13 protein-coding genes are annotated in these 12,283 nt (G+C 69.6%); 11 read left to right on the top strand and 2 right to left on the bottom strand.

Going from position 1 to position 12,283, the window contains the following annotated elements:
• The first annotated feature begins 118 nt into the window (after positions 1–118).
• The 4 genes from surE to ACKVMH_RS01260 all read left to right on the top strand — a co-directional run bounded on the left by surE (position 119) and on the right by ACKVMH_RS01260 (position 3,149).
• On the top strand, positions 119–928 hold the full coding sequence (gene surE, locus ACKVMH_RS01245) for a 5'/3'-nucleotidase SurE (RefSeq protein WP_215218491.1): 810 nt from the start codon (positions 119–121) through the stop codon (positions 926–928).
• Positions 925–1,617: a protein-L-isoaspartate(D-aspartate) O-methyltransferase gene (locus tag ACKVMH_RS01250; protein WP_412698945.1), complete on the top strand. Its 693-nt coding sequence runs from the start codon at positions 925–927 to the stop codon at positions 1,615–1,617. The genes surE and ACKVMH_RS01250 overlap by 4 nt, the downstream gene beginning before the upstream one ends.
• A 1-nt stretch (position 1,618) precedes the next feature.
• Positions 1,619–2,281: an exopolysaccharide biosynthesis protein gene (locus ACKVMH_RS01255; protein WP_412698946.1), complete on the top strand. Its 663-nt coding sequence runs from the start codon at positions 1,619–1,621 to the stop codon at positions 2,279–2,281.
• Between the two features lie 82 nt (positions 2,282–2,363).
• Positions 2,364–3,149, top strand: a complete 786-nt coding sequence (locus ACKVMH_RS01260) for a peptidoglycan DD-metalloendopeptidase family protein (RefSeq protein WP_412698947.1) — start codon at positions 2,364–2,366, stop codon at positions 3,147–3,149.
• 5 nt (positions 3,150–3,154) lie between these two features.
• Here the strand turns inward: ACKVMH_RS01260 and ACKVMH_RS01265 are convergent, their stop codons facing one another.
• A complete protein-coding gene (locus ACKVMH_RS01265; protein ID WP_412698948.1) occupies positions 3,155–3,529 on the bottom strand; it encodes an Mth938-like domain-containing protein in 375 nt (124 codons plus the stop codon).
• 51 nt (positions 3,530–3,580) lie between these two features.
• Complete coding sequence (gene yhbY, locus ACKVMH_RS01270) at positions 3,581–3,886, bottom strand: ribosome assembly RNA-binding protein YhbY (RefSeq protein WP_215218486.1); 306 nt, start codon at positions 3,884–3,886, stop codon at positions 3,581–3,583.
• Between the two features lie 70 nt (positions 3,887–3,956).
• Between yhbY and rlmE the strand changes: the two genes are divergently transcribed.
• From rlmE to hflX, 7 genes are all read left to right on the top strand, one after another.
• Complete coding sequence (gene rlmE, locus ACKVMH_RS01275; protein WP_412698949.1) at positions 3,957–4,589, top strand: 23S rRNA (uridine(2552)-2'-O)-methyltransferase RlmE; 633 nt, start codon at positions 3,957–3,959, stop codon at positions 4,587–4,589.
• Positions 4,590–4,630: 41 nt separating this feature from the next.
• The gene (gene ftsH, locus ACKVMH_RS01280; RefSeq protein ID WP_215218484.1) at positions 4,631–6,535 is read left to right on the top strand and encodes an ATP-dependent zinc metalloprotease FtsH; all 1,905 of its coding nucleotides are present in this window, start codon (positions 4,631–4,633) and stop codon (positions 6,533–6,535) included.
• A 66-nt stretch (positions 6,536–6,601) separates the two neighbouring features.
• Positions 6,602–7,501, top strand: a complete 900-nt coding sequence (gene folP, locus ACKVMH_RS01285; protein WP_412698950.1) for a dihydropteroate synthase — start codon at positions 6,602–6,604, stop codon at positions 7,499–7,501.
• A gap of 286 nt (positions 7,502–7,787) precedes the next feature.
• The gene (gene putP, locus ACKVMH_RS01290; RefSeq protein ID WP_412698951.1) at positions 7,788–9,296 is read left to right on the top strand and encodes a sodium/proline symporter PutP; all 1,509 of its coding nucleotides are present in this window, start codon (positions 7,788–7,790) and stop codon (positions 9,294–9,296) included.
• Between the two features lie 39 nt (positions 9,297–9,335).
• The gene (miaA, locus tag ACKVMH_RS01295; RefSeq protein ID WP_412698964.1) at positions 9,336–10,325 is read left to right on the top strand and encodes a tRNA (adenosine(37)-N6)-dimethylallyltransferase MiaA; all 990 of its coding nucleotides are present in this window, start codon (positions 9,336–9,338) and stop codon (positions 10,323–10,325) included.
• 162 nt (positions 10,326–10,487) lie between these two features.
• Entirely contained in the window at positions 10,488–10,784 is a 297-nt protein-coding gene (gene hfq, locus ACKVMH_RS01300; RefSeq protein ID WP_215218480.1) for an RNA chaperone Hfq, read from the top strand.
• Positions 10,785–10,880: 96 nt separating this feature from the next.
• Complete coding sequence (hflX, locus tag ACKVMH_RS01305) at positions 10,881–12,242, top strand: ribosome rescue GTPase HflX (protein WP_412698952.1); 1,362 nt, start codon at positions 10,881–10,883, stop codon at positions 12,240–12,242.
• Positions 12,243–12,283 lie beyond the last annotated feature (41 nt).

Genomic DNA, 12,283 nt, shown 5'->3' on the forward strand with positions numbered 1-12,283 from the left:
GGCCTGCGCGCGTGGGGCGCGCAAGCATCCGCGGGGGCCGGCCGCGCCCGGGCTGGGCTATCATGGCCCGGCCTCGCGGCACGCCGCGAACGTCCGACGAAACGCCCCAAGGGAGTCCATGCAAGTACTGGTCAGCAACGATGACGGCGTCGACGCGCCGGGCATCCGGGCCCTCGCCGAAGGCCTCCGAGCCGCAGGCCACGACGTGCTGACGGTCGCACCAGACCGTGACCGCTCGGGCGCCAGCAACTCCCTGACCCTGGACATGCCGGTGCGGGTGGTGCGCCAGGACGCGTGCACGTGGCGCGTCTTCGGCACGCCCACCGACTGCGTCCATGTCGCCATCACCGGGATGCTGGAAGACGAGCCCGATATCGTCGTGTCCGGCATCAACAACACGGCCAACCTGGGTGACGACGTGATCTATTCCGGCACGGTGGCCGCCGCGATGGAGGGCCGTTTCCTCGGCCTGCCGTCGGTGGCGGTCTCGCTGGCGACGGCGAACCATGTCGGCCGGCACTACGACACCGCGGCGCGCGCCGCGGCCGAGATCATCGCCCGCTTGCGCGTCGATCCGCTGCCAGCCGACACCATGCTCAACGTCAACGTGCCCGACCTGCCGTGGGACGAGATCGCAGGGTTCGAGGTCACGCGCCTGGGCAACCGCCACCGCGCCGAACCCTGCGTGCCGCAGGAGGACCCGCGCGGCCGCCAGTGGTGGTGGATCGGTGCGGCCGGTCCCGAGCAGGACGCCGGCCCCGGCACCGACTTCCACGCCGTCCGCACGCGCCACATCTCGATCACCCCGATCCAGGTCGACCTCACCCGCTACCAGGCGCTCGAGCAGGTCGCCGGCTGGGTCGACGGGCTAATCGCCTCGCTCGAGCACGCCGCACCGGCGTCGGCCGCCGCGGGGGATATGCGATGAGCCTGCGCATGCGCCTGCAGCCCGAGGCGATCGGTTCGGGCATGACTTCCCAGCGGGTGCGCGACCGCCTGGTCGACCGCCTGCGTGGCGGCGCCGCCGGAGGCGAGGCGATCAGCGACGAGCGCGTGCTCAACGCGATCCGTACCGTGCCGCGTCACCTGTTCGTCGATGAGGCGCTGGCGACGCGCGCCTACGAGGACACGGCCCTGCCAATCGGTCACGGCCAGACCATCTCGCAGCCGTGGGTGGTGGCCCGCATGACCGAGGTGCTGATGCAGGCCTCCCCGCAGAAGGTGCTGGAGATCGGCACCGGCTCCGGTTACCAGGCTGCAATCCTGGCCGCGCTCGGGCTGGAGGTGCACACCATCGAGCGCATCGGCGAACTGCTGCGCACGGCCCGCAAGCGGTTCCGCCAGCTGGGCATGAACATCCGCAGCAAGCACGACGACGGCCGCATCGGCTGGCCCGAGAACGGCCCGTTCGACGCGATCATCGTGACCGCTGCGGCGCCGGCACTGGTCGACGCCCTGGGCGAGCAGCTCGCGCCCGAGGGCGTGCTGGTCGCGCCGGTCGGCGGCGCCACGTCGCAGTCGCTGCTGGTGCTGCACAAGGCGGCCGACGGCACGCTGTCCCAGCGCATGCTCGGGCCGGTGGTGTTCGTGCCGCTGCTGTCGGGCATGGTCGACTGACATGGCGCACGGGCGGACAGCCAACCAGGCGCCACGCGGCGACGCCGGCGCCCCGCTGGGCGAGCAGCTCGCCTCGATCATCGATTCGCTGCCGCCGGACCGCCTGACCCTCGGCGAGCTGCTGGACGTGTTCGGCGACGAAGGGCTGCTGCTGCTCACCATGTTGCTGACGCTGGTGTTCCTGATCCCGGTGTCGATTCCCGGCGTAAGCACGGTGTTTGGCGCGGCGATCCTGCTGGTGGGTGTCAGCCGGGTGCTGGGCCGGCCGCTGTGGTTGCCCCGGCGCCTGCGCGAGAAGTCGCTGCCCGCCGACAAGCTGCGCCCGGCGCTCACTGGTGGACTCACCTGGGTCAACCGGCTCGAGCGGATCAGCCGGCCCCGCCGGTTGGGACTGTTCGTCGAAAGTCGCGCGGTCGACGTGGTCAACAACCTGGCCTTCATTGCGGCCGCGCTGCTGCTGATGGCGCCGTTCGGGTTCGTGCCCTTCAGCAATACGCTGCCGGCGCTCGCGCTGCTGTTCTACGCGGTGGGCATGATCCAGCGCGACGGCGGGGCGATCCTGCTCGGTCACCTGTCCAACATCGGGACCGTGATCTACTTCGGTATCCTCATCGGTGGCGGAAGCGTGGCCGCGCGCGAGCTGTTCCAGCGGCTTTCCAGCTGAGCCGTTCAGCGCCGGTATGCGGCGCCGTGACATCGTGGCCACCACCCATGGGCCTGCCGACCTGGAGACACGACGAGAGCGCATGAGCACGACGACCCGTACCGACACCCATGGACTGATCATCGGAAAGGCGACGCGCCTGCTGGTCGTGGCACTCGCCGCGCTGGTACTGGCGGCCTGCTCGAGCACGGTCACCCGCACGACTGGCTCGACCCCGAAGTACGGCGCGACCACGGTTGTCCAGCGCGGCGACACGCTCTATCGCATTGCCACCCAGAACGGCATCGCCGTGCGAGACCTGGCGGCGTGGAATGGACTTGCGCCGCCGTACACCATCTATCCGGGGCAGCGCCTGTCGCTGTTTCCCGGCAATGGCCGCAGCGTCCCGCCGAAGTCGACCGCGTCCACGCCCACGCGTACTGGCACGCCCGCGCCGGGCAAGGGAACGTCGCGCGCTCCTTCCACGCCAACCCCGTCCGCCGCTCCCGTCAACAGCGGGGTGGCCTGGAAATGGCCGGTCGATGGGCAGTTGCTGAGCCGCTTCGAGGCCGGCGAGCCGACCAAGCAGGGCATCGACATTGCAGGCACCGGCGGCAGCCCGGTGCGGTCCGCCGGCGACGGCACGGTCGTGTATTCGGGTTCCGGGCTGGTGGGCTACGGCGAGCTGATCATCATCAAGCACAACGAGCAGTGGCTGTCGGCGTATGGCCACAACCGCACCCGCCTGGTGGCCGAGGGCGCGGTGGTCAAGGCCGGCCAGCAGATCGCCGAGCTGGGGCGCACCGGCGCCTCCCGCGACATGCTGCACTTCGAGATCCGTTACAACGGCAAGCCGGTCGATCCGCTGCTTTACCTGCCGCGCAAATAACGGCGTCAGCCGGGCAGGATGAACCCGGCGACGACCTTGCGGCCTTCGCTGGCCAGTACGTTGAACGTGCGGGCGGCGGCGGCGTTGGTCATCACTTCGATCCCGACCCCGCGGCGCAGGCCGGCCGCCATCGCGGCGGCGGGCGGGAACACCTGCCGCTCGCCGGTGCCCAGGAGCACGACGGCCGGCTCCATCTCCAGCAGGGGCTCGAGCGCTTCGGGCCCGAGCCTGGCGGCGTCGGTGACGTCCCAGTCCTCCAGCAGCCGGTCGGGAGCAATCACGAAGCTTCGTGCCAGCGTCCGGTCGTTGACCCGCGCCAGGGTGCCGTCGGCAGCGCGCAGGAAGAACTCGTGGTCGGGGTTTTCGAGCGTCAGTTGCATGGGAGAGGCGAGGGGTGGGGGACCTTCGCGCGTCGACCGGTGCGGTCGGGGTCAGGCCCGGGGCAGGACGATCTGGCGCTTTTCGGTGCTCTGCCGGTACAGCACCGCGGTGTGGCCGATGCGCTGCACCAGGGCGGCGCCGGCGCGCTGGGCCAGGTCCGCCATCATCGCGTCGCGGGCCTCGCGGTCGGCGGCGGCAACCTTGATCTTGATCAGCTCGTGGTGCTCCAGCGCCAGCTCGACCTCGGCCACGACGGCGTCGGTCAGGCCCTTGCCGCCGATCTGCAGCATGGCCTTCAGGTCGTGGGCCTGGCCGCGCAGGAAACGGGTCTGGGCGGCGGTCAGGACGGTCGGCATGTAGGCACGCAGGCAAGGAGAGACGGGGCCTGCAGGGTATCATGGAGGCCCCGTTCCGACCCGGCGCCCGATGGCCACCCGCAGCAAGAGCAGCCAGCGCTGGCTGAAAGAGCACCACTCCGACCCGTTCGTCAAAAAGGCGAGGGCGGAGGGCATGCGTTCGCGGGCGGTGTACAAGCTCGAGGAGCTGGTCGCCCGGGATCGCCTGCTCAAGCCCGGCATGGTCGTGGTCGACCTCGGCGCGGCGCCCGGCGGCTGGTCCCAGTGGGTCCGGCAGGAGCTCGGCGACAGCGGCCGGGTGGTGGCGCTGGACATCCTGGAGATGCCGCCACTGGCTGGGGTGGAGTTCCTTCATGGGGATTTCAGGGAGGATGCGGTCCTATCGCGTCTGGAGGCGAGCCTGGGCGGCAAGCCCGTGGACCTTGTACTGTCCGACATGGCCCCCAATAAGAGCGGTGTGGATGCGGTGGACATGCCGCGGGCGATGTACCTGTCCGAACTGGCGATGGATTTCGCCGATCGCCACCTCAAGGTCGACGGCGCGTTCCTGATCAAGCTGTTCCAGGGCGTGGGTTTCGACGAGTACGTGAAGGAGCTGCGCCGTCGCTACGCGAAGGTGTCGATCCGCAAGCCGGCCGCGTCGCGCAAGCGCTCGCCGGAGGTCTACGCTCTGGCCCAGGGCAAACGCGCCGAGATCAAGTGACCCTTTCCCGAAATTTCCCCGAACCTGACGTGACCGACTGAATGAACGACTTGGCCAAGAATCTGATGCTCTGGGTGATCGTCGCCGTCGTGCTGATGGTGGTGTTCCAGGCATTCGGACCGCGCACGGCCGGTGGCGGCGTCGAGACGCTGGCCTACGACCAGTTCATCCAGCAGGTGCAGGCCGACCGGGTGGAGAGCGTCAAGATCGCCGAGGACCGCACCACCATCACCGGCGAGCGCAAGGACGGCAGCAGCTTCACCACCTTCAGCCCCGGCGACAAGGACCTGGTCAACGACCTGCTCGAGCACGACGTCGCGATCACGCAGACGCCGCCGGGCGGGCCGTCGTTCTGGTCGATCGTGCTCAATTTCCTGCCGATCATCCTGATCATCGCGTTCTGGATCTTCGTCATGCGGCAGATGCAGCAGGGCGGCAGCAAGGGCGCGATGAGCTTCGGCAAGTCGCGGGCCAAGATGCAGGGTGAGGACCAGGTCAAGGTGACCCTGGCCGACGTGGCCGGCTGCGACGAGGCCAAGGAGGAGGTTGGCGAGCTGGTGGAGTTCCTGCGCGATCCGGGCCGCTTCCAGAAGCTCGGCGGCAAGATTCCGCGTGGCGTACTGATGGTGGGGCCGCCGGGTACCGGCAAGACTCTGCTGGCGCGCGCCATCGCCGGCGAGGCCAAGGTGCCGTTCTTCAGCATTTCCGGTTCGGACTTCGTCGAGATGTTCGTCGGTGTCGGTGCGTCCCGCGTGCGCGACATGTTCGAGCAGGCCAAGAAGCACGCGCCGTGCATCATCTTCATCGACGAGATCGACGCGGTCGGCCGCCATCGTGGCGCCGGCCTGGGTGGTGGACACGACGAGCGCGAGCAGACCCTCAACCAGTTGCTGGTCGAGATGGACGGCTTCGAGGGTGGCGAGGGCGTGATCGTGATCGCCGCGACCAACCGCCCCGACGTGCTTGATCCCGCGCTGCTGCGCCCGGGCCGCTTCGACCGCCAGGTGGTGGTCGGCCTGCCCGACGTCAAGGGCCGCGAGCAGATCCTGCGCGTGCACATGCGCAAGGTGCCGCTGTCGGACGACGTCGAGCCGATGGTGGTCGCGCGCGGTACTCCTGGCTTCAGCGGTGCCGACCTGGCCAACCTGGTCAACGAAGCCGCGCTGTTCGCCGCGCGCGAGAACGCCAAGGACGTGCGCATGGAGCACTTCGACAAGGCGCGCGACAAGATCCTGATGGGCGCCGAGCGCCGCTCGATGGCGATGAGCGAGGACGAGAAGAAGCTGACCGCCTACCACGAGGCCGGCCACGCCATCGTCGGCCGCGTCGTGCCCGAGCATGACCCGGTCTACAAGGTCACGATCATCCCCCGCGGCCGCGCGCTCGGTGTGACCATGTACCTGCCCGAGGGCGACAAGTACAGCTACAACCGCACCGCGATCGAGTCGCAGCTGTGCTCGCTGTATGGCGGCCGCGTCGCCGAGGAGCTGATCTTCGGCAACGACAAGGTCACCACCGGCGCGTCCAACGACATCGAGCGGGCGACCAAGATGGCCCGCAACATGGTCACCAAGTGGGGCCTGAGCGACGAGATGGGTCCGATCGCCTACAGCGAGGAGGACGACGAGGTGTTCCTCGGCCGTTCGGTCACCCAGCACAAGAGCGTGTCCGACGACACCGCGCGCAAGATCGACGAGGTCGTGCGCGGCATCCTGGACAAGGCCTACCAGCGCACCACCACCATCCTCAAGGAGCACCTCGACAAGCTCCACGTGATGGCCGATGCGCTGCTGCAGTACGAAACCATCGACGCCCACCAGATCGACGACATCATGGCCGGGCGCACGCCGGGGCCGCCGGCCGACTGGGGCAAGTCGGGCAAGTCGCCCAAGGACGACAGCGCCCACCCGCCGGGCGCGGTGATCGGACCGGCCGCGCAGACCTGATCCGCCTTGCCGGGGGATGACGAAAAGGCCAGAGTTCGCTCTGGCCTTTTCCGTTTGGCGTCCCGCATGTTCCAGACCGCACCCGTGCTCGACTGCAACGGCCGCGAGCTCGTGCTCGACCGGCCCCGCGTGATGGGCATCGTCAACGTCACCCCCGACTCGTTCTCCGACGGTGGCGCGCACGACACCGCAGACGCGGCGTTCGCCCACGCGCTGCGCTTGCTGGAGGAAGGCGCCGACATCCTCGACATCGGCGGCGAGTCGACCCGACCCGGCGCCGACGAAGTGCTGCTCGAGGAAGAACTGCGGCGCGTGGTGCCGTTGATCGAACGGCTGTCGCGCGAGACCTCCGCACCGATCAGCGTGGACACCTCCAAGCCGGAGGTGATGCGCGCCGCGGTCGGTGCCGGCGCGGGCATGCTCAACGACGTCTACGGCCTGCGCCGCGACGGTGCGCTGGACACGGCCGCCGCGCTCGGCATGCCGGTGGTACTGATGCACATGCTCGGCGAACCGCGATCGATGCAGCAGGCGCCGTGCTACGACGACGTGGTCGGCGAGGTGCACCGGTTCCTGGCCGAACGCATCTTCGCGGCCGAGATGGCCGGCATCGCCAAGAAGCGCATCGTGATCGATCCGGGCTTCGGGTTCGGCAAGGACACCACGCATAACCTCGCATTGCTCGCACAGCTCGAGCGCTTCGGCGACCTCGGGGTGCCGGTGCTGGCCGGGCTGTCGCGCAAGCGCACCATCGGAGAGCTCACCGGACGCGACATTCCCCGCGAGCGCGTGCATGGCTCCGTCGCCGCGCACCTGATCGCGGCGCAGCGCGGTGCACGGCTGCTGCGGGTGCACGATGTCGCCGCCACTGTCGACGCGCTGAAGGTGTGGAACGCGGTCGCGTCCCAGCCGCACCCGCGGCAATCGCCGGCTTCCCCGGCCATCCTTTGGCCGGACGACGAGTAGCGCGTCACGTGCGCGTCCTCGTTGCAGGCGCTGGACAGAAAATGGTCAGAGCGACCGGGGCCGTTGCCCCGTGGTCGTTTCAGGCAGTTGTCCACAGCTTCGTACGTGCGCTTGTCCACAGCCGCTGTGCATAAGCGCGATGAACGCGCCGGTCAGGTTGGCGGGCTGAAAGTGCCCCCGCATCTGCGTTAGGCTGGCCCATTCGCGCGTCGCCGGGCCTGGCGTCGCCCATTCGCGTGCGCCGCGTCGCGGTGCCCACAAGCATGACCCGGGGGAGCCTGTTGCAATGACAGCCAGCACACCGTTACTCGTCACCTTCTCGATCTATCTCGCCGTCGTGATCCTGATCGGGTTCATCGCCTGGCGCTCGACCAAGGACTTCGACGACTACATCCTCGGCGGCCGCTCGCTCGGGCCGTGGGTGGTGGCGCTGGCCGCAGGCGCTTCGGACATGAGCGGTTGGCTGCTGATGGGACTGCCGGGGGCCATGTACCTCGGTGGCGTGTCCGAGAGCTGGATCGCGATCGGCCTGATCCTAGGCGCATACGCCAACTGGCGCTGGGTCGCCGGGCCGCTGCGCATCTACACCGAGCGCGCCGGTGACGCGCTGACCATCCCGGACTATTTCACCAACCGCTTCGCCGACCACGATCGCCTGCTGCGGGTGCTGTCGGCGATCGTGATCCTCGTGTTCTTCGCGGTGTACTGCGCCTCCGGCGTGGTGGCCGGCGCGCGGCTTTTCGAAAGCGTGTTCGGCCTGCCGTACGAGCAGGCGCTGTGGTGGGGCGCGGCCGCCACCATCCTCTACACCCTGGTCGGCGGCTTCCTGGCGGTCAGCTGGACCGACACCCTCCAGGCAGGCCTGATGTTCTTCGCGCTGTTGCTGGCGCCGAGCATCATCATGATGAACAACGGGGGTTTCGAGGCGACCGTCGACGTGGTCCGCAACTTCGATGCCACCCGTCTCGACTGGTTCGATGGCGGCACGCTCGGCATGGTCGGCGTGGTGTCCGCGCTGGCCTGGGGCCTGGGCTACTTCGGCCAGCCGCACATCCTTGCGCGCTTCATGGCCGCCGACAGCGTCGCCACCATTCCGCCGGCGCGCCGGATCGGCATGACCTGGATGATCCTGTGCCTGGTCGGTTCGCTCGGCGTGGGCTTCTTCGGCATCGCTTACTTCGCCAACCACCCGGACGCGGCGGGTCCGGTCGACGCCAACTCCGAGCGCGTGTTCATCGAGCTGGCGAGCCTGCTGTTCAACCCGTGGGTGGCCGGCGTGCTGCTGTCGGCGATCCTCGCCGCGGTCATGAGCACGCTGTCGTGCCAGTTGCTGGTGTGCTCGAGCGTGATGACCGAGGACTTCTACCACGGCTTCGTGCGCAAGCACGCGAGCCAGAAGGAGCTGGTCTGGGCGGGCCGTGCATCGGTCGCGCTGATCGCACTGGTCGCGCTGTGGCTGGCACGCGACCCCGACAGCAAGGTGCTGGGGCTGGTCAGCTACGCGTGGGCCGGCTTCGGCGCCGCGTTCGGGCCGGTGGTGATCCTGTCGCTGTTCTGGCAGCGCATGACGCGCAACGGTGCGCTCGCCGGCATCGTGGTCGGTGCCGGCACCGTGATCGCGTGGAAGCTGATCGCGGTTGACCGGATGGGTTCGGGTCTGTACGAAATGGTGCCGGGCTTCATCGCCGCGACCATCGCGGTCGTGCTGGTCAGCCGCATGGGCCGGGAGCCGCCGCAGGAGATCCAGGTCACCCACCAGCAGGTGCGCGCCTCGTTGCGCGAAACCGGTTACTGACCGGACGCGCACGTCATGGCGAACGCCGGCGGACCGGCCATGTACGACTCCGGTCCACCGGCGCGGCGTCCACCGGCTCGCCGTCCGCTGGCGATCGCGCTCATGGGCCCGACCGCGTCGGGCAAGACCGCGCTCGCGCTCGACTGGGCCGAGCGCCTCGGTGGTGAGATCGTCAGCGTCGACTCCGCGCTGGTGTACCGCGGGCTCGACATCGGCGCGGCCAAGCCCACCGGGGTTGAATTGGCGCGGGTGCCGCACCACCTGATCGACATCCGCGAGCCGTGGCAGCCGTACTCGGCCGCGGAATTCGCCACCGATGCCCGCCGCGCGCTGGAGGACATCGCCGCGCGCGGCCGCATTCCGATCCTCGCCGGCGGCACCGGGCTGTATTTCCACGCACTGCTGAACGGCCTGTCGGCGATGCCCGGTGCCGACCCGGCGACCCGGGCGAACATCGCGGAGGAGGCTTCGGCACGCGGCTGGGACGCGCTGCACGCCGAGCTGGGCTCGATAGACCCGGAAGCGGCGTCACGCATCCACATCACCGACGCGCAGCGCATCCAGCGTGCGCTGGAGGTCCATCGCCTGTCGCGCCGCACGATTACAGACTGGCGCCGGGAACCGCCGCCGCCACGCCTGTCGTTCCACGTCCTCAAGCTCGTGCTGGCACCGCACGACCGCGCGGTGCTGCACGAGCGCATCGCGCGCCGCTTCGACGCCATGCTGGAGGCGGGCTTCCTCGATGAGGTACGCCGCCTGCGCGCACTGCCGCAGTTGCAGGCGCACCCAGCGCCACTGCAGCTGCCGGCGGTGCGTGCGGTCGGTTACCGCCAAGCCTGGGAACACCTTGATGGCGGGACCGATGCGGCAGGCTTCCGCGACCGCGCGATCTTCGCCACCCGGCAACTGGCCAAGCGCCAGTTCACCTGGCTGCGCGGCGAGCTGGACGCGCGCTGGTTCGACCCGCTGACCGAACGCGACCGGCTCGAGCAGGCACTGGCCCTGTTCCTGCCGCAAAGCCCCGCCTGACCCACCCGCGTCACGGTTCCCGCGATCCACCCGCCCGGGCGGTATCCCCCCGCCACGGTTGCGCTACCATCGGCCCATTGCCGTCGTGGGGACAACGGTCGGCGATGCGTCCACCGGGGGTGGGCGCCCATAACTAGAACCTAAAAAGTCGGGGGAATACGAATGTCCAAGGGGCAATCCTTGCAGGATCCTTTCCTGAACGCGCTGCGCCGCGAACGCGTGCCGGTGTCGGTGTACCTGGTCAATGGCATCAAGTTGCAGGGCACCATCGAGTCGTTTGACCAGTTTGTCGTGTTGCTGCGCAACACCGTCAGCCAGATGGTCTACAAGCACGCCATCTCCACCGTGGTGCCGGCGCGCAACGTCCGGGTCGGCCCGGGTGGCGGCTACGTGCATTCGGGCGAAGGCGGCAATGGCAACGGCAACGGCCACGCCGACGAGCCGCACGAGGACGAGTGAGCTCTCCGGTCGGGGCGGATCGTTTCCGGTGGGCTTGTTTTCAGGCCCGGCGCAACCATCTCCTGAGCAATCCGCCCCCGCCCAGAGACGCCGTCATTGTTTGAACGTTCCCGCAAGGGTGAACACGCCCTGCTGATCCAGCCCCACGCCGGCGGCCCGCCGGACGAAGGTTTGCTGGAGGAATTCGCCGACCTGGCGCGCTCGGCCGGCGCCACGGTTGCCGGCGTCGTGACCGCCCGCATCGACCGCCCCAACGCCGCGATGCTGATCGGCAGCGGCAAGCTGGAAGAGGTCAAGGCCGCGGCCGAGGCCAGCGGCGCCGACCTCATCCTGGTAAACCATCCCCTCGGCCCCGGCCAGGAGCGCAACCTCGAGCGCGCGCTGCAGCGCCGCGTGGTCGACCGCACCGGCCTGATCCTCGACATCTTCGCCCTGCGCGCGCACAGCCACGAGGGCAAGCTGCAGGTCGAGCTCGCCCAGTTGCGCCACATGGCCACCCGGCTGGTGCGTGGCTGGACCCACCTTGAGCGGCAGCGCGGCGGTTCGATCGGCCTGCGCGGCCCCGGTGAGACGCAGCTGGAAACCGACCGCCGCCTGCTGCAGAAGCGGCTCGAGCAGTTGCAGAAGCGGCTCGACAAGGTCCAGGTGCAGCGCACCCAGCAGCGCCGCGCGCGCATGCGCAGCGAGCTGCCGCGGGTCGCCCTGGTCGGCTACACCAACGCCGGCAAGTCGACCCTGTTCAACGCGCTGACCGGCGCCGGCGCGTACGCGGCCGACCAGCTGTTCGCCACGCTCGACCCGACCGTGCGGCGGATCGAGCTGCCTGGCGGCGGCGTGGTCCTGGCCGACACCGTCGGCTTCGTCCGCGACCTGCCGCATGAACTGGTCGCCGCCTTCCGCTCGACCCTGTCGGAGGCACGCGAGGCCGACCTGTTGCTGCACGTCGTCGACGCCGCCGACCCGCTGCGCGACGAGCGCATCCGCCAGGTCGACGAGGTCCTGCGCGACATCGGCGCGGGCGACCTGCCGCAGGTGCTGGTGTTCAACAAGATCGACCGGCTGGGCGAGGACGGCGGTGACGGCGAAGCCACCCGCCCGCAGCCGCGCATCGACCGCCCGGGCGAGGGCCACCTCCGCGCCTGGGTGTCCGCGCGCGAGGGCGAGGGCATGGACCTGCTGCGTGCCGCCATCGGCGAGGCGCTGGAGCTGCGCCACGTGACCGGTACCGTCGAACTGCCGCCGCGCGCCGGACGGTTGCGCGCACGCCTGCACGAACTGGGCGCCGTCCGGGCCGAACAGGCCGGGGAGGGAGGCTGGCAACTGCAGGTCGACCTGGCGGAGGCGGATGCCCTGCGCCTGTACGCTCAGCCCCATGGCGACCTGTTGCGACCGCTGCTGGACGAGGAAGCGCTTGCGCGCGCCAACCCGGACGCTGGTTACGGATCCGGCTTCGCTTGAGGCCGTCCGCCCCCCCACCTAGAATCACCGATCGCCTGCGC

Origin of the sequence: Lysobacter zhanggongensis, from assembly GCF_046638635.1 — a bacterium.
GTDB classification, from domain to species: Bacteria; Pseudomonadota; Gammaproteobacteria; order Xanthomonadales; family Xanthomonadaceae; genus Novilysobacter; species Novilysobacter luteus.